Here is a 21558-nt window from a genome sequence, read left to right as displayed (position 1 = left end):
GCGACCGTGCGCCGGCCTTCCCTGGGTCCCCGCCTTCGCGGGGACACATGACATTGTCGAAGAGGTTCCCCATCACCGCGGCACATCCTCGCGCTCGACGATGTCGGCGACGACCTGTTCGACGCTGCGGCCCTCGATCTCGGCGGCGGCCGACAGGATGACGCGGTGGCGCAGCACGCCGGCGGCGAGGCGCTGGACGTCGTCGGGGATCACATAGTCGCGCCCTTCGAGCGCCGCCGCGGCGCAGGCGGCGCGCGCGAGCAAGGTCGCGGCGCGCGGCGACGCGCCGCATTCAAGGTCGGCGCTCGCGCGCGTCGCGCGGATCAGGCGGACGATATAGTCGACGATCTCCTCGGCAAGGCGGACGGTCGCGATCGCGTCGATCGCGGCACCGATCGCCCTGGCATCGGCGACTTGCGCAACGCCGAAATCGGCGACCGCGGGGCTCTTGAAGCGGCCGCCATGGTCGGCGACGATCCGCCGCTCCTCCGCCGCCTCGGGATAGTCGACGACGAGCTTGAAGAGGAAACGGTCGAGCTGCGCCTCGGGCAGCGGATAGACGCCCTGCTGCTCGATCGGATTCTGCGTCGCGAGCACGGTGAAGCGCGGGCTCATCGCGTGCGGTTCGCCGTTGATGGTGACGCGGCGTTCCTGCATCGCCTCCAGAAGCGCGGCCTGCGTCTTGGGCGGGGTGCGGTTGATCTCGTCGGCGAGCAGCAGCTCGGTGAAGATCGGCCCCTTGGTCAGGGTGAAGCTCGACGTCTGGAAGTTGAACAGGTTCGATCCCAATATGTCGCCGGGCATCAGGTCGGGGGTGAACTGGATGCGCCCGAAGTCGAGTCCGACCGCGCGCGCGAAGGCCTGCGCGAGCAGGGTCTTGGCGGTGCCCGGCGGGCCTTCGAGCAGCACATGCCCGCCCGCGAGCAGCGCGATCGTCACCATGCGCGTCAGCGACGCCTGGCCGAACACCGCCTTGGCGACCTCGCCCTCGATCACGGCGCCCAGCGCCTGGACGCTCTCGATATTAGCCGTCACGGAGTAATTCCTTCCTGATGTCGCTGAGCGCCTGCGCGCCCTCCAGAAACTCATGTTTGTTGCGCGCGAGCGGCAGCCGCCGCGCCAGCGCGGAGAACAGGTCGCTGCCCGCTTTCAGCCGCCGGTCGATCCAGGCGTCGGTCGCCTGCGCGTCGATCCCGGTCGGGGCGTGCAGCCGCCGCGCGATCGCGCTCCGCTGGCTCGCCACATAGGCGTCGGCGCCGTCGAGTTCGCGGCGCGCCTGGCGGACGAGGTCGGCGCTGTTCGCGATCAGCGCCGCCTTCGACACCGGAATCGCGCGGCCGGGCTTCAGCGCCGGGCCGAAGCGCACCCACGCCTGCCACAGCGCGAGCAGCCCCGCCGCGATCAGGCAGAGGGTGATGCCGATGAAGGGCGGTACGAAGGCAAAACGCAGCAGCGAGCGCTGGCCGCCGAAACCGTTCAGCGTCAGGTCGAAGGCAAAGCCGTCGGCGGCGGCGTCTTCGGCGACGGCATCGATCAGCATCGCCGCCGCGCGCGCCCTGTTGCGCGACGCGAAGGCGAGATTGTCGATCAGGTCGGGGTCGGCGAGGATATAGATGTCGCGGTCCTTTGCGCGCGCAAGCACCGCGCCGCCGTTCGCGCCGGCGATCAGCGGTTCGATGCCGTCGCCGTCGACGACCTGCGCATCCTCGGGAAGATAGGCCGAAAACCGCCGCCCTCCGACGTCGGCTGCGACCCTCTGCGCCTTGGCGTCCGGGGTGCGAATATCGACCTTGCCGAGCGGCGCTTCGGGGATCAGCGCGCTGCTGGGCGCGATCGGAATGCCGAAGCTGACCCAACCCGGCTTCGGCGTCCGGCCGGGAATGCGAAGGGTCTGCCATTTGGGCAGCACGATCAGGACGCGGTCGTCCTGGCGGTTCAGCAGTTCGGCGATCTCCTCGGGCCTGCTCTCATGCTTGGGGGTGAGGATCAGCAACGGGCCCGGTTCTTCGGAGCTTGCGGAATCGACGTGGCGGCGCAGCTCGACATCGGCGCCCGCGCGCTCGGCGAGGTCGACGATCGCGGCGAAACCCGGCGCCGCTTTCGACAGTGCGTGGCCGCCGCCGTCGTTGCCGCTCGATAGCTGCGGGCCGAGCGCGACCAGCGCCCAGAGCGCGATGAAGGCGACGACGCCGACGAGAACCAGCCCCGCGATCAGCAGCGGGTTGAAGCCATGGCTGCCGCCGCGCGCGCTGTTCATGCCCGCGCCCAATTCTTCGGCACGGTGAGCTCGGCGTAGGCGGTGCGGCATTCCTGCCATGCGGTTTCGTCGATCGAGCGGCCGCCGAACAGGCTGATCTCGACCGCGCGGGCGATCCGGCTGAAGGCATGGCGCGCGACCGAAGGCAGGTCGGCCGCCGCCGCGAGCTCGCGCGAGGTCATCGCCGGGCGGACGAGGCCGGGGCGGCGCCCCGCGATGTCGTCGACGCTGCGATAGAGGAGCAGGTGCACCGCCTCGGCGAAGCGCCCGGCGGCGGCGAGCGCGTCGGCATCGGCAAGCCGCGCGCGCGCGGCGCCCGCCTCGGCCTCGCCGATGCTTTCCTCGGCTTCCTCGCCGCGGCGCTTGCGGCCGAAGCGGAGATTGTCGACCCAATCGGCGAAAGCGGGAACGAAATGATAGAGGATGAGCAGCAGCAGCGCCGCGGCGCCGATCCACAGCAACGGCTTCAGCGCCGGCGCCGTCCATTCGAAGAAATCGCGCAGCCAGCCGAGGTCCCATTGCGGATTGTCGCGCGGCGGCGGTGGCGGCGGAAAGCCCGTCTGGATCGTGCCGCCCGCGATCGTCTGGCTATAGCCGGGACCCAGAAGCTCGGGATCGAGGAGCCAGCCCTGCCCGTCGCCGGTTTCCGGCGAGCCGCTTGCCGACGCCTGCGCGATCCACAGCGACATCATAGGAAAAAGAGTGCCCCGCCCTGCTCGGTCATCGCGAAGGTGGTAGCGCGACGCGCCGCGAGAAGGCAAGAGATGCTTGCGCGCCGGCCGGCCTGGTTCTAGCGCGCGCCAGACCAGAGCCGGTGGTTTCATTCGCAACCGGATCGGCAAAGCGGACGGAGGATGGCGGTGGACGCGGCTGAGGCAGTACATGAAAAATTCCTCGCCGCGCTGGCGAGCGGTTCGCTGGCCCGGAGCGCCGATGCGCCCGATCCTGCTGCGGCCGGCCTGTCGCGCGCGGAAGCGACCGATATCTTCCTGTCGCAATTGACCAGCCGCCAGATGGACCGCCTGTCGCGTGCGTTACAGGCGCGGGGCGAGGGTTTCTATACGATTGGATCGTCGGGACACGAGGGCAATGCCGCCGTCGCCGCGGCGCTGCGCGTCACCGACATGGCGTTTCTCCATTACCGCTCGAACGCCTTCCAGCTCCACCGGTCGCGCCAGCTTCCGGGCGGGACGCCGACGTGGGACATGCTGCTGAGCTTCGCGGCGTCGAGCGAAGACCCGATCTCGGGCGGGCGGCACAAGGTGATCGGGTCGAAGCCGCTCGCCATCCCGCCGCAGACCTCGACGATCGCCTCGCACCTGCCCAAGGCGGTCGGCGCCGCTTTCTCGATCGGCATCGCGCGAAGGCTGGGGATGGAGGATTGTCCGCTGCCCGGCGATGCGGTGGTGCTCGCGAGCTTCGGCGACGCGTCGGCGAACCATTCGACCGCGCAGGGCGCGTTCAACACCGCGGGCTGGTCGGCGTTCCAGGGCTCGCCGATGCCGCTCATTTTCCTCTGCGAGGATAATGGCATCGGCATTTCGACGCGCACGCCGACGGGGTGGATCGAGGCGCAGTTCCGCCACCGCGCCGGGCTGCACTATATCCGGTGCGACGGCACCGATCTCGTTTCGGCCTATGCCGGGGCGAAGGAGGCGGCCGACCATGCGCGGCGCACCCGCAAGCCGGTGTTCCTGCACATGGGCACGGTGCGGCTTTATGGTCATGCCGGGTCGGACGTGCAGGGCGCCTATCTCCCGAAAGCGTTGATCGAGGCCGACGAGGCGCGCGACCCGCTGCTCGCGGGTGCGGCGCTGATGGCCGAGCAGGGCTGGATGACCCCCGCCGACGTCGCCGACGCCTATGCGGAGATCGGCGCCACGCTCGCGCGGCAGGCCGAGGCGGCGATAAAGCGGCCGAAGATCACCACCCCCGCGGGGGTGATGGCAAGTCTCGTGCCGCCGAAGCGCGATCTGGCCCGCGCGAACACGCCGTCGGCCGAGGATCGCAAGGCGCTGTTCGGCAGCGACGCCGCGCAGATGGACAAGCCGATGCACATGGCGCGGCTGCTGTCGTGGGCACTCGCCGACCTGATGCTCGCGCACAGGGAAATCGTCGTCGCGGGCGAGGATGTCGGGCCGAAGGGCGGCGTCTACAACGTCACCGCCAAGCTCCACCAGCGCTTCGGTTCGGCGCGCGTCGTCAATACTTTGCTCGACGAGCAGGCGATCCTGGGGCTTGCGATCGGCATGGCGCACAACGGCTTCGTGCCGATGCCCGAGATTCAGTTCCTCGCCTATGTCCACAATGCCGAGGATCAGATTCGCGGCGAGGCGGCGACTTTGAGCTTCTTCTCGAACGGCCAATATACTAACCCGATGGTGATCCGCATCGCCGGGCTCGGCTATCAGAAGGGCTTCGGCGGCCATTTCCACAACGACAACAGCCTCGCGGTGTTCCGCGACATTCCGGGGGTGATCCTCGCGGTGCCGTCGAACGGCCGCGATGCGGTGCATATGCTGCGCGAATGCGTGCGGCTGGCGCGCGAGGAGCAGCGCGTCGTCGTCTTCGTCGAGCCGATCGCGCTCTACATGACCCGCGACCTGCACGCGGATGGCGATGGCCTGTGGACCAGCGTCTATGAGGCGCCGGGCGAGGGCGCGCCGATCCGGTTCGGCGAGGTCGGGGTGCATGGCGACGGCACCGACCTTGCGATCGTCACCTATGGCAATGGATATTATTTGTCGCGGCAGGCCGAGAAACTGCTCGCGGCCGAGGGTGTGAAAGCGCGCGTGATCGATTTGCGCTGGCTGAATCCGGTGAACGAGGAGGCGCTCGTCGTCGCGGTCGGCGATGCGAAGCGCATCCTGATCGTCGACGAATGCCGCATCACCGGGTCGCAGAGCGAAGCGCTGATGGCGCTGTTCGTCGAGCATACGCCTGAGAAGAAGCTCGCGCGCCTCGCCGCCGACGACAGCTTCATCCCGCTGGGCCGGGCGGCGACGCTGACTCTGCCGAGCCGCGATTCGATTGTGGCAGCGGCGAAGGAGTTGCTGGCATGAGCGACCGCAAGACCGCGATCGTAGTCGCACCCGGCCGCGGCACCTATGGCAAGGGCGAGCTTGGCAGCATCGCGCGGCTCCACGGCGCGCGCTTCGCCGGCCTCATCGCCGATTTCGACGCGCAGCGCCGCGTGCGCGGGCAGCCGACGGTCAGCGAACTCGACGGCGCCGAGCGCTTCAGCGTCGCGACGCATATGCGCGGCGATGTCGCGGCGCCGCTGATCTATGCCGCCACCGCGCTCGACTGGCTGAGCATCGACCGGGAAAAATACGACGTCGTCGCGGCGCTCGGCAATTCGATGGGCTGGTATAGCGCGCTTGCGCTCGGCGGGGCGGTGTCGATCGAGGACGGCTTTCGCATCAGCAATGCGATGGGGCTCAACAGCCAGACGCACGGGCCGGGCGGGCAGATATTGCTGCAGATCGTCGACGCGGATTGGCGGCCGGTGCCGGGGCTGCGCGAGACATTGCTCGCGCTCGTCGCCGATATCGGCGCGCGGCCGGGCCATGCGCTGGCGGTGTCGATCGACCTTGCCGGAATGCTCGTGCTCGCGGGCGATGAAGCGGGTCTCGCCGCGCTCGCCGCCGAAGCGCCGCCGACCCCGGGGCGCGATCCCCTGCGGCTCGCGGGGCATGGTCCTTTTCACACCCCGCTGATGATCGGCAGCTCGGACAAGGCGAAGGCCGAATTGCCCGCGTCGCTGTTCGGCGCGCCCGCGATCCCGCTGATCGACGGTCGCGGCCATATCTGGCGGCGCTTCGCGTCCGATCCCATTGAGATGTGGGACTATACCTTCGGCCACCAGATTCTCGCGCCCTATGATTTCGCGCTGTCGGTCGAGGTCGCGGTCAGGGAGTTCGCGCCCGACGTCGTCATCCTGCCCGGCCCCGGCGACACGCTGGGCGGCGCGATCGCGCAGGCGCTGATCGGCATCGCGTGGCAGGGCATCGCGGGCAAGGGCGATTTCATGGCGCGGCAGGCGTCGGACCCGATCCTGCTGTCGATGGGCCGCGCCGAACAGCGCGCGCTGGTGACGGGATAGGTTGGGACCCTCTGTATCAGGGGGCCGATCGCCGCCGGTCAGGACCCGCCGATCGCGTTCACGGTGAACGCCAATATTCCCATGTTGAAGACGAACGCCGCCATGCAATGGCCGAGCACGACGCGCCGCATATGCGCGCCCGATATGGTGACGTCCGACGTCTGGAAGGTCATGCCGAGCGTGAAGCTGAAATAGAGGAAATCCCAATATCCGGGTTCCTTCACCCCCGGCACCTCCAGCCCGCCGCGATCCTTCCCGCGCGCCTGCAGATAATAGAGATGCGCATAATGGAGCGTGAAGACCATATTGGCGAACAGCCAGGCGAGCAGGAGCGTCGCGACGATCAGCGCGATGTCGCCCGCGCCGAGCGCGTCGGGGCTGGCAATGAGCGATCCCACCGCGAACAGAACGACCAGCGACAGCAGAACCGACAGGGCGAGCAGCACGGCGCGGTTGGCGTCGTTGCGCGCGGCAGTGCGCCGCATCGCGGCGGGATCGGCGGCGAACAGCGGGGCGAGCGCGCCAAGAAAGACAAAGGCCGCGATGTCGAATCCGGCCAGCAGCGCCGTGCGCGGGCGGACGCCGCAGGCAGCCGCGAGCCCGGCGACGAGCGCGAAGATCGCGGCGAACAACAGGAACCGCGCCGGCGCGACATGCTCGCCAGGAACAAAGCGCCGCGACCCCATCGATGTCAGGCGGCCGGCGGCGCGGCGACGATCCGCACCGGGATCGACTTGGCGGCGGGGCAGCCGCTGACCCGGTCGAACAGTTCGAGCGGCAGCAGCGGGTTGAGTTCGGGATAATAGCCCGCGACCGCGCCGCGCGGCATCGGATAGTCGATCAGCGTCAGTCCTTCGACGCGCCGCGCGAACCCGTCGGCGGCGATCGTTTCGAGCGCGACCTTCGCCCCCGGATCGAGCCCGCGCGCCGCGCGATCCCCGGCATTGACGAACAGGATCATCCGGTCGTTGTAAACGCCCCGATAGCGGTCGTTGTAGCTGTAGATGGTGGTGTTGAACTGGTCGTGCGAGCGCACCGTCGCCAGCCGCAGCATGTCGGGGTCGTCGACCGGCGCATTGGCGGCAAGCCCCGGCAGGATCAGGAAATTCGCCTTGCCGTTGGGGGTCAGCCACACCCGGCGCCGCGGCGCGACGTCGAGGTGAAAGCCCGTCGGCGCCGCGATCCGCTCTGCAAAGCCTTCGTAGAGCGCCGGATAAACCTCGGCGATCTTGTCGCGGATCGCGCCATAATCGTCGATGTAGCGCGCCCAGTCGACCCGGCTTTCGGGCAGCGCCGCCATCGCCATGCGGCAGACGATCTCGACCTCGGGCCTGCAGTCGGCGCTTGCGGGATCAAGGACGCCGCGCGAGGCGGTGACGTTCGACATCGAATCCTCGATCGTCACGAACTGCTCGCCCGCCGCGGTCTCGATCCGCTCCGAGCGCGCGATCACCGGCAGGATCAGCGCCTCGCGCCCATGCACGAGATGCCCGCGGTTGAGCTTGGTCGCGATGCCGACGGTCAGGTCGAGCGTGCGCATCGCGTCATAGGCGCGGGCCGTATCGGGAATCGCGCGCACGAAATTGCCGCCTAGCCCGATGAAGACGCGCGCGGAGCCCCGCTCCATCGCCTCGACCGATTCGACGGTGTGATGGCCGTGTTCGCGCGGCGGATCGAAGCCGAAAACGTCGCGGACGCGGTCGAGATAGGCCGCGGCCGGTTTCTCGTCGATGCCGACGGTGCGGTCGCCCTGGACGTTCGAATGGCCGCGGATCGGCGAGATTCCGGCGCCCGGCCGACCGAAATTGCCCTTGAGCAGCAGGATGTTCGCGATCTGCTGGACGAGGCTCGACCCGAGTTGGTGCTGGGTGATCCCCATGCCGTAGCAGATGATCGTCGCCTTCGAGCGAACATAGATGTCGGCGCAGCGGCGGATCTGCTCCTCCGAAATGCCCGACGCCTCGACCATCGCAGCCCAGTCCTGCGCCGCTATATCCGCCTCCAGCGCCACGAAGCCCTCGGTATGTTCGGCGATGAAGGCGCGGTCGAAGATCACCTCGCCCGCCGCCTCGCGCTCGAACATCGCGCGCATCATGCCTTTGAGGAAAGCAAGGTCGCCGCCGATGCGGATATGGACGAACTCGCTGGCGATCGGGGTCGAGCCGAAGGTCGCCATCTGCACGACGTCCTGCGGCTCGGTGAAGCGGATCAGCGCGCGTTCGGGCATCGGATTGACCGCGACGATCGGCACCCCGCGCCGCCGCGCCTCGACCAGATTGGTCATCATCCGCGGCGAATTGGTGCCGGGGTTCTGCCCGATGACGAAGATCGCCTCGGCATGGTCGAAATCGTCGAGCACCACCGTGCCCTTGCCGACCCCGATCGCGGGCGGCAGGCCGCGGCTCGTCGGTTCGTGGCACATGTTCGAGCAGTCGGGGAAATTGTTGGTCCCATACTCGCGCACGAAGATCGAATAGAGAAAGGCCGCCTCGTTCGGGGTGCGGCCCGAGGTATAGAATTCGGCGTGGTGCGGGCTGTCGAGGCCGCGAAGGTGGCGGCCGATCGTCGCGAACGCTTCGTCCCAGCCGACCGGCACATAATGGTCACTCGCCGCGTCGTAGCGCATCGGTTCGGTGAGCCGCCCCTGCATCTCGAGCCAGTAATCCGACTGGTCCATCAGCTCGGTCACGCTGTGCGCCGCGAAGAAATCGCGGGTGACACGGAATTTCGTCGCCTCGTGCGCGAGCGCCTTCGCGCCATTCTCGCAAAATTCGAGCTTCTTGGTGCAGACCGCGTCGGGAAAGGCGCAGCTCGGGCATTTGAAGCCGCCGGGCTGGTTCATCGCCAACAGCGCGCGCGATCCCTTGGTGACGACGCTCTGTTCGAGCAGCACCTTCGCGGTCGCCGCCGCCGCGCCCCAGCCGCCGGCGGGGCTGTTGTAAGTCTTGTAGCGGGGTGCATCTTCAGCCATCGCGCGTTCCGGCAGTTGCTTCGACGCGCGATTAAAGCATAGCGGCGCCGACTTATCCATTGCCCATGGACGAAAAGCGGCCAGCCCCCAGGGGCGAGGGCTGGCCGGGTGCAGGCGGGCGCGGGCTAGCGGGTGCCGGGTGAAACCCGCGCCCTCCTGCGGTCAGGGTCGTCCGGGAACGCAATCAAACCCGGACACCCCCTTGCTAGGCGCCGCCGCCCGTCCGCGGCATGACCGCCAGATGACAATATCGTAATCCGCGCGTCAGCTTGCGGAGCGGGTGGGGCGCCTAAAAGCGGCGCATGGCGAACGGCAAACGGCCATCATCGGGAAGACCATGGATATGGGCGGCCGCGCTCGCGCTGCTTTTCGTCCTGCTCGGCGCCGTCGCCTGTTACGCCCACGCCGGCTGGTATCGGCGCGGCGTCTTCCACGACCGGCCCGCTGCCGCGGCCGGCCCGGACCGCCCCGCGATCGTCATGCTGTCGGGCGACATGGGGGACCGCATCGGCATGACGCCGAAGGTCGCGGCGCGGCTCCACGCACGCGGCTATGCGGTCGTCACCGTCAACAGCCTTGCCTATTTCTCGCCGCGCCGCACCGCGGCCGAAGCGGCGGCGCTGATCGCACAGGCGATGCGCCGCGCCCTGGCGCTCGGCAGGACCGGCCGGGTCGTGCTGATCGGCCAGTCGTTCGGCGCCGACATGCTCCACGCCGGGCTCGCCGAATTGTCGCCCGCCGCGCGGGGTCCGGTCCGTGCGGTCATCCTGGTCGTTCCGGGTCACGACATCGTCTTTCGCGCCTCGCCGGTCGAATTGGCGGGGTGGGAGATTCCCGACGCGCTCGCCTGGCCCACCGCGTCGCGGCTGAGCTGGGCGCCGGTCACCTGCATCCGCGGCGCCGAAGAGCGCGGCAGCCTGTGCCCCGAACTGGCGATGCCGAATGTCCACCGCGTCGTGCTGCCCGGCGGCCACCGGCTGCACGGCGACGATGCGACGCTCGCCGCGGCGATCCTGCGCGCGATCGGAGACGCCCGATGACGAGGAGTTTGCGATGAAGACGATGGCAATGGCGGTTCTGCTGGCGGTATCGGCCGGGCTGGCGCAGCCGCAGCCGGTCCTTTCGCCGATCGGCGTCTGGCAGAATCCGAAAGGCACGGTCCGCGTCCGCACCCGCCCGTGCGGCGAACTGCTCTGCGGCAATATCGTCTGGGCAAGCCCGCAGGCGATGGCCGACGCGCGCGATGCCGGGGTGCAGTCGCTGATCGGCACCGAATTGCTCGTCGGCTATCGCCGCACCGGCAGCGCGCGCTGGACCGGGCAGGTCTATGTTCCCGATCAGGGCCGCCGCTTCTATTCGACGATCGAACAGAAGGGGCCGAACGGCCTCCGCATCTCGGGCTGCATTCTCGGCGGGCTGCTCTGCAAGCGGCAGGACTGGACCCGGCAATGAGGGCGGCGCGAATCGGCGCGCGTGTCCTGGCGCAGGTGGCGGCGTGGAGCCGCGCGAACAGGCGGTTGCTGTCGATCCTCGCGGCGCTCGCCGTTGCGATGCTCGGCCTTACGGCGCTCTTCGGGCTGCTCCACTCGGTGCGCCCGCGCGCGATCCGCCACGCCTTCGACGCGCTGTCGGCGGCGCAGATACTCGGCGCGCTGGCGCTGACCGCCACCAGCTATCTGCTCCTCACTCTCTACGACTGTTTCGCCCTCAGCGTCCTCGGCAAGCGGCTGCCGTGGCGCACCGCCGCGCTCGCCTCCTTCACCAGCTATGCGCTCAGCCACAATCTGGGGCTCGCGCTGCTCACCGGCGGCTCGGCGCGTTACCGCGTCTATCGCGCCGCGGGGCTCGGCGGCGGCGAAATCGGCAGCGTCATCGCACTCGCCAGCCTCGCCTTCTGGAGCGGCGTGATCCTGCTCGCCGGGCTCGCCGCCGCGACGAGCACGCAGATATCGCCGATCCTGCATTGGGGCCTGTCGCTGTCTTCGCTTCACGTCGCGGGGATGGTCGTCGTCGCGCTCTGCTGTATTCCGCCGCTGCTGCGCACCTTCGGCATCGAGGCGATCGACATCGGCGGATGGCGCACGCCGATTCCCGGCCCGGCGATGAGCGCGGCGATGACCCTCGTCGCCGCGCTCGACCTCGCCGCCGCGAGCGCGGCGCTCTACATTCTCCTTCCCGCCCCCGATCCCTCGGCGTGGCCGCTCTTCTTCCTCGGCTATGCGCTCGCGATCGTCGCGGCGCTGGTCAGCCACGTCCCCGGCGGGCTCGGGGTGTTCGAGGCGGTGGTGATCGCCACCGTGCCCGGCGACAAGGCAGAGCTGCTCGCGGCGCTGCTCGCCTATCGCGTGCTTTATTATCTTCTCCCGCTGCTGCTCGCCGCGCTGCTCCTCGCGTGGCATGAAAGCCGGGCGTGGCATGTCCCGGCGCGGGAGTTCGCGGCCGCCGGGCAATCGCTGCTGCGCGAACTGGCGCCGCCGCTGCTCGCCGCGCTTGTCTTCGCGGGCGGGCTGATCCTGCTCTTGTCGGGATCGACCCCCGCCGACGCGGCGCGGATGCACGACCTCAAGCATCTCGTGCCGCTGCCTTTCGTCGAGGCCTCGCATTTCGCCGCCAGCCTGTCGGGCACGCTGCTCCTCTTTCTGGCGCCGGGGCTGCTCCGCCGCCTCGACGGCGCTTTCGTGGCGACGCGCGCCTTGCTGGTCGCGGCGATTCTCTTTTCGCTCGTCAAGGGGTTCGACTATGAGGAGGCGCTGATCCTCTCCGGCATCGCGACGGCGCTGCAATGGAGCCGTCCGGCCTTCTATCGCCGGACGTCGCTGATCGATGCGCCGCTCTCCACCGGCTGGATCGCGGCCGCGCTGACTGCGATCCTGGCGTCGGCTTTTGCGGGCTTCTTCGCCTACAAGCATGTCGCCTATGACAGCAGTCTGTGGTGGCAGTTCAGCCTGCGGGGCGACGCGCCGCGCTTCCTGCGTGCGCTGTTCGGCATCGCGGTGCTGCTGACGGGGCTGGCGCTCTGGCGGCTGTTCGCGCCGTCGCCGCGCGCGGCGCAAACGGCCGCGGTCGGCTTCGACCAGCTTGCGCCCGCGCTCGCGCTCGCCGACCACACCGACGCCTTCCTCGCCTTCACCGGCGACAAGCGCTTCCTGCTCGCCGACGAGAGCGACGCCTTTCTGATGTACCGGGTGGAGGGCGCGAACTGGATCGTCATGGGCGACCCCGTCGGCAACGAGGCGCGCTGGTCCGACCTGCTGTGGAAATTGCGCGAACGCGCCGACGCTGCGCAGGGACGCCTGCTTCTCTATCAGATCGGCGCGCGTTCGCTGCCATATGCGATCGACCTCGGCCTCGCCATCGTCAAATATGGCGAGGAGGCGCAGGTCGATCTCGCCGATTTCACGCTTGCCGGCCCGCACGCCAAGACGCTTCGTCATGCCGAACGCCGCGCGGTCCAGGACGGCGCCAGCTTCGCGATCCTTCCCGCCGCTGGGGTGCCGGACCATGTCGCCGAATTGCAAGCCGTGTCCGACGACTGGCTGCGCGCGAAAAGGCAACGCGAAAAGGCCTTCAGCCTCGGCAATTTCGATCCCGGCTATCTCGCGCATTTCCCCTGCGCGGTGGTGCGGATCGGGGGACGGATCGTCGCTTTCGCCAATATTCTCGCGACGGCGAACCGCGAGGAGATGTCGGTCGACCTGATGCGCCACGTCGCCAGCCTGCCCTATGGCGTGATGGATTATCTGTTCATCCGGCTGATGGACCATGCGCGCGCACAGGGCTATCGCCGCTTCACGCTCGGCATCGCGCCGCTCGCGGGGGTCGACGGGCGCAAGCTCGCCCCGGCGTGGGCGCGCGGCGCCGCCTTTCTGTTCCGGCACGGCGAGATGCTCTACGGCTTCGGGGGCCTTCGAAGCTACAAGGCGAAATTCGCGACCCACTGGGAACCGCGCTATGTCGCCGGCCCGCGCGGCATGGCGTTCGCGCGGAGCATGGCGGCGGTCCATCGCATCGTCAGCCGCCCGCCGGCGGGAAAGAAGACCGCCCCGCCGTCGCTGGTGCTGGCCTAGGCGGTGCAGGCCGTGTCCCCCCGCCCCCCGACGCCGCGACCCATGCCGCCCGCGGGCGCCCTGCTGCTGACGCTCGCGGCGGTGATCGCCCTCGCCATTCATCTGGTCGCCCCGCCGCACCGGCAGCGAACCGACCAGCTTCCCGGCCTGACTTATGAGGCCAAGCGCAAGGCCCCCCATGCGCCGCTCGCGCTGGTCGTCACCAGCGTCCAGGACAATGGTCCGGCGGCAAGGGCCGATATCGCGGCGGGCGACGTGATCGACGGCATCGACGGTCGGCCGATCGCCTCGCTTTCGTCGGTCGGGCGAGCGATGCGAAGCGATGCGCGCAGCGGCCCGCTGCTTCATATTCGCCATGCGGGCGAGAGCCGCTATAAGCATCTGCCCGGCCGCGCCCCATCCGTTCGCTCCAAGGAACCGCATGTCGCAAAAGATTCTCGTCGTCGAAGATGACCCGACCACCGCGGACTTCATCGTCAAGAGCCTGACCGGCGAAGGCTTCGTCGTCGATCATGCCGCCGACGGCCGCGACGGACTGTTCCACGCGACCGACGGCAGTTACGACGCGATCGTCCTCGACCGGATGCTGCCGGGGATGGACGGGATGGCGGTGCTCGCGGCCTTGCGCGCGGCGAAGGTCGCGACTCCGGTGCTCATCCTCTCCAACCTCGGCGCGGTCGACGCGCGGGTCGAGGGACTGACCTCGGGCGCCAACGACTATCTGGTCAAGCCCTTCGCTTTTTCCGAACTGCTCGCGCGGCTGAAACTGCTGATCGCGCGGCCCCCGGGCGGCACGCAGGTCGAGACCGTCCTCGCCTGCGAGGATCTGGAGATGAACCTGCTGAGCCGCCGCGTCACGCGCGCGGGCAAGCGCATCGACCTTCAGCCGCGCGAGTTCCGCCTGCTCGAATATCTGCTGCGCCACAAGGAACGGGTCGTCACGCGGACGATGATGCTGGAGGGGGTGTGGGAATATCATTTCGACCCCGGCACCAATGTCGTCGACGTCCATGTCAGCCGCCTGCGCCGCAAGGTCGACGACGGCTTCGCGCGGCCGCTCGTCCACACGATCCGCGGCGCGGGCTATATGCTCGGCAAGGCCGACTAGCGCCCGATGCAGCGCGGCTTCCTGCAATCGACGACGGTCCGGCTGGCGCTGGCGCTGCTGCTTGTCCAGGTCGCGGCGCTCGCGCTGGGCCTGACGATCATCCACCGCTTCACCGAAGCGACGATCCTCGCCGACGCGCGCACCGCTGCCGAGGTCGCGCGCGACGATTTCGCCGAGGAATATCGGCGCGAGGGCGAGGCCGGGCTCGTTCGCGCGATCCGCGACCGGCTGGCGGCACGCGACGACCGCAATTTCGTCGTCCTGCTGAAGGGCCCCGGCGGCGCCCCGGTCGCCGGCAATCTTGCGCAATGGCCCGCGACGGTCGGCCCGGCCGAGGATTGGCGCCGGATCAGTCTGTTCCGCGCGGGCGGGCAAGCCGCCGAGGAGATGGGGATCGTCACGACCAGGCTCCCCGATGGCCGCGTGCTGCTGACCGGCGAAGTGCTCGAAGCGCAGGCGCAGCTCGCGCGCGCCAGCCAGGCGGCTTTCCTCTATGCGCTCGCGGCGGGAATCCTGCTCGCGGCGATCGTCGCGGCGCTCGCCGCCTGGATATTGGCGCGCCGCGTCGATGCCTTCGCGCGCGCCGCCGCGGCGATCGCGGGCGGCAAGCTCGACGCGCGCGTCGAGCGCGACGAGACCGGCGACGCTTTCGACCGGCTCGGCGTGTCGATCAACGCGATGCTCGACCGGATCGAGACGCTGGTCGGCGAGCTGCGCATGGTCACCGATTCGATGGCACACGACCTGCGGTCGCCGGTGTCGCGGCTGAAAGCCGTGCTTGAACAGGCGCTCGGCCGCACGCGGGACGAAACCGCCACCACCGCGCTTGCGGGCGCGATCGACGAGGCCGACAGCCTTCACCGCCTGCTCGACACGGCGCTCGAGATCAGCCGCGCCGAGGCGGGGATCGGCCGCGACCAGTTCGCGCGCTTCGCGCTCACCCCGCTGCTCGAGGATCTCGCCGAAGTCTATGGCCCGCTCGCCGAGGACGAAGGCTTCGCGATCCGCGTCGATTCCCCCGGCGAACTCGATGTCGTTGCGCATCGCGAAATGCTGCTCCGCGCGCTGTCGAACCTGATCGACAATGCGCTCAAATATGCGCGCGGCGGCTCGGTCATCCGGCTCGCGGCGGTCCGCGGGGCGGGAAGGGGGGTCGCGCTGTCGGTCGCCGACGACGGCCCCGGCATTCCCGAAGACCGCATCGGCGAGGCGGCGAAGCGCTTCGTCCGGCTCGATCCCGCGCGCGGCGGCTCGGGGGCGGGGCTGGGCCTGTCGCTCGCCCTGACGATCGCGCACATGCACGACGGGCGGATGGCGATCGCGCGCGCCGATCCGCGCGGAACGATCGTCACGCTCGACCTGCCGATCGCTTCGGATTGACGCCGAAGCCGACCCGACCGCGCTAGGCGGCGCGCGCGCGCGCCGCCAGTCTGGGGCCGTGAGCGAACGGGGCGCGCCTATCCATCTGATCCTTCCCGACGCGGTCGAGCGCGCGGCCTGTTTCCGCACGCTTGCCGACCGGCCCGGGCGGATCGTCCGCAGCTTCGCGAGCGGCGACGCCTGGGTCGAGGCGGGCGCCGACGCCGACTGCGCGATCCTGCTCTTCCACTGGCGCCAGCCCGGCGGCGCCGGCGGCGAAGCGCTGCTCGGCCGCATCGCCGGACGCAGCGACATCACCGCTTTCGTCGCCGCGAGCCGGCTGACGATCGAGGAAAGCCGCGCGATCCTGCGCGGCGGCGCGCACGACCTGCTCCCCGCGCCGCTCGACCCGCGCCTCGTCCGCCGCACGATCGACGGCGCGGTCGCCGATTGGGCGGCGCGGGGCGCGGCGCTCGCACGGCGGCGCGAGGCCGAAACCCGGCTTGCGGCGCTGACTCCGCGCGAGCGCGACATATTGGACGCGCTCGCCGCCGGGCTCGGCAACAAGGCGATCGCGCGGCGGCTCGATCTCAGCCCGCGCACGGTCGAGGTTCACCGCGCGAACATCATGCGGCGCACCGACGCGGGCAGCGTCGCCGAACTGCTCCGCCTCGCCTTCATCGCCGAACTGGCGACCAATAATCTCCAATATGGTGCAACTGCGCGTTTCGGCGCGGCCATCGAAGCCTCGCCTCGTCTATAAGGGAAAGCGAACGGACGGGTGCCTTTGAGTTGGTCCCCATCGGCATCGCCGTTCGTGCCCGCGGTCAACCCCACCTGACCGCGGGATCCCAGCCGGGACCGGCGGAGGACGTTCCACCTCCGCCGGTTCCAAACCGGCCGGGCGATCGGCCCCGGAGCTGCGAGCCATGTAAGCGGCAGCTTGGCGGCGAAAGCTGGCGTAGATGGGATTCGCGCAGAGATCGCAGAGAGGGAGAGTCGAAGTTCACGCGGAGCCGCGGAGAGATCGGGGTTGCCGCGAAGCGGCTTTCCTACCGCAACGCCGCGGCCTGCCGCATCCCCGAATAAAAGCGCGGGCCTGTCGGCCCGAACCGGCCTCTCCGCGTCTCCGCGTGAACCAAAATCTCTGCAATCTCTGCGCGAATCCTGATCGACACGATGAATCCTCATATCAGTCCGCACATGGCTGAATCCCCACAATCCCTAGACCGCTACCGCGACGGCCGTGCCGATCGGGTCGGCGCAGGGGTCGGTGAAGGTCACCCGCAAATCCGGTCCCTGCGGCTCGATCGTGACCGGACTGCCGTCGTCGAGGCGCTTGCCCGCGCCCGTGACGGTCAGATTCCTGATCACGAGTCGGGTGGATGCAACGGGGCCCTTGAAGATCAGATTCACGCGCCCCGGCGCGGCGGTGAAGCGCACCGCCTGCCCGCATTCGGTTTCGCCGTCCGATCGCGCCCACGGCCTCGTGCCATAGATCGCATCGCCATTCGCGCGCAGCCACGCCCCGAACTGCCTGAGGCGGCCGAGCTGTTCGCCCGGAATCGCCGCGTCGGTCGCGCGCGGCCCGACATTGAGCAGCAGATTGCCGTTGCGCGACACGGCATCGATGAAGTCATGGATCAGCGTTTCGGCGCTGGCGTAATCGGCTTCGGTGTCGTTGCGGTTGAAGCCGAAGCTATGGCTCATCCCGCGGGTCGCCTCCCATTTCCTGGTCTGGATTTCGGCAAAGGCGGCATATTCGGGGGTGCGAAAGTCGCTGTGCGGAATTTCCGGCGGAATGATCCCCTTCGACGCATCGGCGCCTTGCCGGGCGATCGCCGCCTTGATCTTGCGATCGACATAGCGCCGGACCAGCGGGATCTTCAGGGCGTCGCGCTGCAGGCTGGCCGCCACCCAGCGATCGTTGACCACGCCGTCGGGAACCGCGCGATAATAATCGGCGAACAGCCGATACAGCGGCCCGGCCCGCGTCGGCCAGCTGATGTCGTTCCACAACACCGACGGTTCGTAGCGGTCGATCAGTTCGCGCACCTGCGCCATCGCATAGGCGGGATATTCGCCGCCGGGCGTCGAAGCGAGGAAATCCCCGAGCGTTCGCAGCGGGCGCCGGTTGAAGGTCCAGTCGATCCCGCCCGAATAATAGACCCCGAAGCGCAAGCCCGCCGCGCGCACCGCCGCGGCGAGGTCGCCGACGATGTCGCGCCCGGTCGTCCACCCAGTCCGGTGCGGGTTCGCGACCTGGCTGGGCCACAGGCAAAGCCCATCGTGATGCTTGGTCACGAGCACGACATAGCGCGCGCCGGCATCGCGAAACGCCTCTGCCCAGGCGGCGGGGTCCCACCGATCGAGCCCGGCTTCGAACGGCTGCTTGAAATCCTCATAAGGCGCATCGCCATAATGCGCCCGGTGGAATTCGGCAGAGGGCGTCCCCGGGACCTTGATCGCATTGCAATACCATTCGGTATAGGGAACCATCGCGACCGCGCGGTCATAGTCCCTGGCAAAGGCCTCGCCGATCGAACCGAGGCGTGGGGCGAATCCGGGAATGGCAAAGGCGCCCCAATGGATGAAAATCCCGAACTTGGCGTCGTGATACCAGTCGGGCACGGCGCGCGCGTTGAGGTCGGCAAGGGTGGAAGCGGCGGATGGCATCAGCGGGTGCTCCTGCCTGTCGGCCCATATTTCGCGCGAAGCGGCCCACTCATCCCGTTTCTCCCCTGTTCCGCCATCGTCGCGGCGATCTGTCCCGCCGCACTCCCATGCGCCGCTCCAGTTAATTCTATAATCATAGAAAAATCTATCTTATAATTATTATATCGGCAAAAGCGTGAATCCATCGCCCACTATCCCTGGCTTGTCAGCGGGATGGCCTGTCCCGACGCGCTCTGGAGGACCCGATCGAGCGGGCCTTGACGGGATCGCCATTCGGGCAAATGCCACAAGTTCGATATATCGTTATAGACTCATATATAAAACACCGATAACAAAGTCCCCGGGGGAGATGCCGCGACGGCATTTCGCTTTAAAAAGCGTGGGATCCGCGTCCGCGGACCCATCGCGCCAATAATCGACCAGCAGAATCGCTGGCGGCGGGAGAGGCGTGGTATGCGAAATATGTCTTGGATGTTGGCGAGCGTTGCATTCGTGGCGATACCGGCTGCGGCGCAGGCGCAGGACGCAAAACCGGCGGCGGATCAAAGCGCGACGACGGACGGGGCTTCGGGGCTCGCCGAAATTGTCGTCACCGCCGAAAAGCGCAGCGTCAATCTGCAGGACGTGCCGCTCGCCATTTCGGCCTATACGGCCGATGCGCGCCAGCTCGCCGGCATCACGACTCTGCAGGATGTCGCGAACTTCACGCCGGGCCTCAGCTATTCGGCGAGCAATGATCGGGTCTTCATTCGCGGGATCGGGCGGCAGACCAACACCAACGGCAGCGACCCCGGCGTGTCGACCTATACCGACGGCATTTACGATGCGTCGACCAGTTCGATCGCCGCATCCGATTTCTTCATCGACCGCATCGAAGTGCTGCGCGGTCCGCAAGGCACTCTTTACGGGCGCAATTCGATCGGCGGCGCGATCAACGCCATCTCCAGGCGGCCGACCGAAGCGTTCGCAGCCGACCTGCGCGGCACGGTGGGCAACTATGGCCTCTACACGCTGGAGGGGGCGGTATCAGGTGCGCTCACGGGCGGGCTCCGCGCGCGGCTGGCGGGCGCCTTTTCCGACCAGAACCGCGGCTATTTCAAAAACGACGCCGGCGGGATCAGCGAAGGCGGCCGCGGCAAGCGTCGCTATCTGGAACTGCAGCTGGAGGCGGATCTGGGCCCCGATGTCACGGCCTGGGTGAAGCTTTTCACCGGTCGCACCGACCTCAATCCGCGCAATCTCAACCGGATCGACGGCTATGATTTCGCGCCCTACCCCACCGGGTCGATCACACCCGGATCGGCGTTCGGCTATCTGGTCCCCGGGGTCGTGGCGCTCAACCCCAATCCGCAACCGCCCGGCGCGACCGATATTCGCCATTTCAGCACCGTCACCACCCAGCGCGAACGGATGCGGGACAATTTCGGGGTGACCGGCGACATCAAATGGACGCTCCCGGCCTTCGACGTCCACCTGCTGGGCGGCTATCAGCATTATCGCATCGAGAATTCCTATGCGCTCGATGATACCGGGGTCGTTTCCTATCCCTTCCCGGTCACGCCGGGTTCACTATGCGACCTCTTTCTTCCGGGCTGCACCGCGCTGACGGTATATCCCGCATCGCAGCTCAATCTGCGCAACAAGAAATCATTCGGCAGCGGCGAGCTGAACCTGACCTCGAACACCGGCGGGCCATTCCAATGGGTCGCCGGCGTTTATTATTATCAGGAGACATTATCGCAGGAATCACACTTCAACGCGCCAGATCAGTTGCAGCTGCGCGCGCCCACCGCGCTCACGGGGTTGCCCGCGCCGCTCAATCCGTTGGGCGATTTCGTTTACGCGGCGTCGACGCTGACGACGAAATCGATCGCCGCGTTCGGTCAGGTCGATTATCAGATCTCCGATACGCTCCGCATCACCGGCGGCCTGCGCTACACCCATGACAAGAAAAGCGGGACCGAAGCCTTCAGGATCATATGCTTGGGTTGCGACCCGAGCGTCTCGCCCGATCAGCTCGGCTCGTATACGCCGGCGCTGGACCTGACTCCCACGCAGATTTCCTACCTGCCGGCGCCGGGCGTCACCTCCCCCGTCACGATCGATCCGGCGACGGGCATCGCGCGGCGCGGTCTGGCGAACAGCTGGGACGCCGTGACCGGAACCGTCGCGGTCGAATGGCAGCTGACACAGGATCAGCTGGCCTTTCTGCGGTATAGCCGCGGCTATAAATCGGGCGGCTTCAACGCCGGCGGCATTTCGGCGCTGCCGCAGACCGGGGCCGAGCATATCGACGCCTTCGAGGCGGGGTATAAGCAGACGGTCGGCAAAAGGCTGCGTTTCAATCTGGCGGGCTTCTACTACGACTATCAGGGGCTTCAGGTGCCGCTGACCGTGTCGCAGCCCGGCGGCGCGCAGCTCACCCAATTCTTCAACCTCGCCAGCTCGAAAAGCTATGGCGTCGAGGTCGAGCTGGCGTGGCAACCGGCGAATCCGCTGCATCTGTCGTTCAACTATGGTTTCGGCCATTCGCGGATCGACGACGGATGCTGCTTCGTCGACGGGCAGGACCCGCTGGCGGTCCAGCCGGGCGCGCAGCCGTCGGGGCCCGCCGCCAACGGCCAGCAGCCGCAGAGCGTCGTCGGGGCAAGGCTTTCCGACACGCCGCGCCACAAGGTCGCCCTCAACGCGATGTACAGCATCGCGTTCGAACCGGGCACCTTCTCGCTGTCGGGCAATTATGCCTGGCGCAGTTCGGCGTACAGCAACATCTTCAACCGCGCCTATAACCGTATGCCGTCCTGGGATCAGGTCGACCTGCGGGCGATCTGGTCCGGCCGTGACGACCGCTACCGCGTCATCGCCTATGTGAAGAATCTGTTCAACAGCACGGGCTATGACAGCGCGCTCGGCAATCTGCTCGCATCCTCGCCGACGCTCGCGGTCGCGCAAAGCTATTCGCTGACGCCGCCGCGAACCTATGGCCTCCAGCTCGAATATCGGTTCCGATAGGCG

Annotated in this window: 16 protein-coding genes; 10 read left to right on the top strand and 6 right to left on the bottom strand. The window is 68.2% G+C overall.

Translation table 11 applies throughout. The features are described from left to right. Nucleotides 1-72 precede the first annotated feature (72 nt). Genes OJI97_RS03750 through OJI97_RS03740 form a run of 3 tightly spaced genes read right to left on the bottom strand, consistent with a single transcriptional unit; the run spans nucleotide 73 to nucleotide 2946 of the window. Nucleotides 73-1035: a MoxR family ATPase gene (locus OJI97_RS03750; RefSeq protein ID WP_297661244.1), complete on the bottom strand. Its 963-nt coding sequence runs from the start codon at nucleotides 1033-1035 to the stop codon at nucleotides 73-75. After that, the gene (locus OJI97_RS03745) at nucleotides 1025-2257 is read right to left on the bottom strand and encodes a DUF4350 domain-containing protein (protein ID WP_297661242.1); all 1233 of its coding nucleotides are present in this window, start codon (nucleotides 2255-2257) and stop codon (nucleotides 1025-1027) included. Before OJI97_RS03745 ends, OJI97_RS03750 begins: the two co-directional genes overlap by 11 nt. Beyond that, on the bottom strand, nucleotides 2254-2946 hold the full coding sequence (locus OJI97_RS03740; protein ID WP_297661239.1) for a DUF4129 domain-containing protein: 693 nt from the start codon (nucleotides 2944-2946) through the stop codon (nucleotides 2254-2256). Before OJI97_RS03740 ends, OJI97_RS03745 begins: the two co-directional genes overlap by 4 nt. Nucleotides 2947-3111: 165 nt before the next feature. Between OJI97_RS03740 and OJI97_RS03735 the strand changes: the two genes are divergently transcribed. Continuing rightward, a complete protein-coding gene (locus OJI97_RS03735; protein WP_297661237.1) occupies nucleotides 3112-5319 on the top strand; it encodes an alpha-ketoacid dehydrogenase subunit alpha/beta in 2208 nt (735 codons plus the stop codon). Then, entirely contained in the window at nucleotides 5316-6362 is a 1047-nt protein-coding gene (locus OJI97_RS03730; RefSeq protein WP_297661235.1) for an ACP S-malonyltransferase, read from the top strand. Before OJI97_RS03735 ends, OJI97_RS03730 begins: the two co-directional genes overlap by 4 nt. A 38-nt stretch (nucleotides 6363-6400) precedes the next feature. On the opposite strand, the gene OJI97_RS03725 is transcribed toward OJI97_RS03730, so the two are convergent. Next, on the bottom strand, nucleotides 6401-6994 hold the full coding sequence (locus tag OJI97_RS03725) for a DUF1345 domain-containing protein (RefSeq protein WP_297661233.1): 594 nt from the start codon (nucleotides 6992-6994) through the stop codon (nucleotides 6401-6403). 59 nt (nucleotides 6995-7053) lie between these two features. After that, nucleotides 7054-9333, bottom strand: coding sequence for an FdhF/YdeP family oxidoreductase (locus tag OJI97_RS03720; protein WP_297661230.1), 2280 nt, complete (start codon nucleotides 9331-9333; stop codon nucleotides 7054-7056). Nucleotides 9334-9635: 302 nt separating this feature from the next. Between OJI97_RS03720 and OJI97_RS03715 the strand changes: the two genes are divergently transcribed. From OJI97_RS03715 to OJI97_RS03685, 7 genes are read left to right on the top strand one after another with little or no spacing between them, the layout of a single operon-like run. Then, the gene (locus OJI97_RS03715) at nucleotides 9636-10373 is read left to right on the top strand and encodes an AcvB/VirJ family lysyl-phosphatidylglycerol hydrolase (protein ID WP_297661228.1); all 738 of its coding nucleotides are present in this window, start codon (nucleotides 9636-9638) and stop codon (nucleotides 10371-10373) included. A gap of 13 nt (nucleotides 10374-10386) precedes the next feature. Further along, nucleotides 10387-10785, top strand: a complete 399-nt coding sequence (locus OJI97_RS03710) for a DUF2147 domain-containing protein (RefSeq protein ID WP_297661226.1) — start codon at nucleotides 10387-10389, stop codon at nucleotides 10783-10785. Beyond that, on the top strand, nucleotides 10782-13400 hold the full coding sequence (gene mprF, locus OJI97_RS03705) for a bifunctional lysylphosphatidylglycerol flippase/synthetase MprF (protein WP_297661224.1): 2619 nt from the start codon (nucleotides 10782-10784) through the stop codon (nucleotides 13398-13400). Before OJI97_RS03710 ends, mprF begins: the two co-directional genes overlap by 4 nt. Nucleotides 13401-13442: 42 nt before the next feature. Next, entirely contained in the window at nucleotides 13443-13853 is a 411-nt protein-coding gene (locus OJI97_RS03700; protein WP_297661222.1) for a PDZ domain-containing protein, read from the top strand. Then, nucleotides 13822-14508, top strand: a complete 687-nt coding sequence (locus tag OJI97_RS03695) for a response regulator transcription factor (RefSeq protein WP_297661220.1) — start codon at nucleotides 13822-13824, stop codon at nucleotides 14506-14508. The genes OJI97_RS03700 and OJI97_RS03695 overlap by 32 nt, the downstream gene beginning before the upstream one ends. Before the next feature lie 6 nt (nucleotides 14509-14514). Further along, nucleotides 14515-15888: an ATP-binding protein gene (locus tag OJI97_RS03690; RefSeq protein WP_297661218.1), complete on the top strand. Its 1374-nt coding sequence runs from the start codon at nucleotides 14515-14517 to the stop codon at nucleotides 15886-15888. A 58-nt stretch (nucleotides 15889-15946) separates the two neighbouring features. Beyond that, complete coding sequence (locus OJI97_RS03685; protein WP_297661216.1) at nucleotides 15947-16630, top strand: LuxR C-terminal-related transcriptional regulator; 684 nt, start codon at nucleotides 15947-15949, stop codon at nucleotides 16628-16630. 461 nt (nucleotides 16631-17091) lie between these two features. On the opposite strand, the gene OJI97_RS03680 is transcribed toward OJI97_RS03685, so the two are convergent. Further along, complete coding sequence (locus tag OJI97_RS03680) at nucleotides 17092-18543, bottom strand: alpha-L-fucosidase (RefSeq protein WP_297661214.1); 1452 nt, start codon at nucleotides 18541-18543, stop codon at nucleotides 17092-17094. A gap of 492 nt (nucleotides 18544-19035) precedes the next feature. Here OJI97_RS03680 and OJI97_RS03675 point away from each other — a divergent pair, with 492 nt between their 5' ends. Continuing rightward, a complete protein-coding gene (locus tag OJI97_RS03675; RefSeq protein ID WP_297661213.1) occupies nucleotides 19036-21555 on the top strand; it encodes a TonB-dependent receptor in 2520 nt (839 codons plus the stop codon). Nucleotides 21556-21558 lie beyond the last annotated feature (3 nt).

Origin of the sequence: Sphingopyxis sp., assembly GCF_025869345.1 — a bacterium.
GTDB lineage: Bacteria > Pseudomonadota > Alphaproteobacteria > Sphingomonadales > Sphingomonadaceae > Sphingopyxis.
Note: the sequence above shows the minus strand (reverse complement) of the source record. Positions and strands in the feature narration are given on the sequence as shown.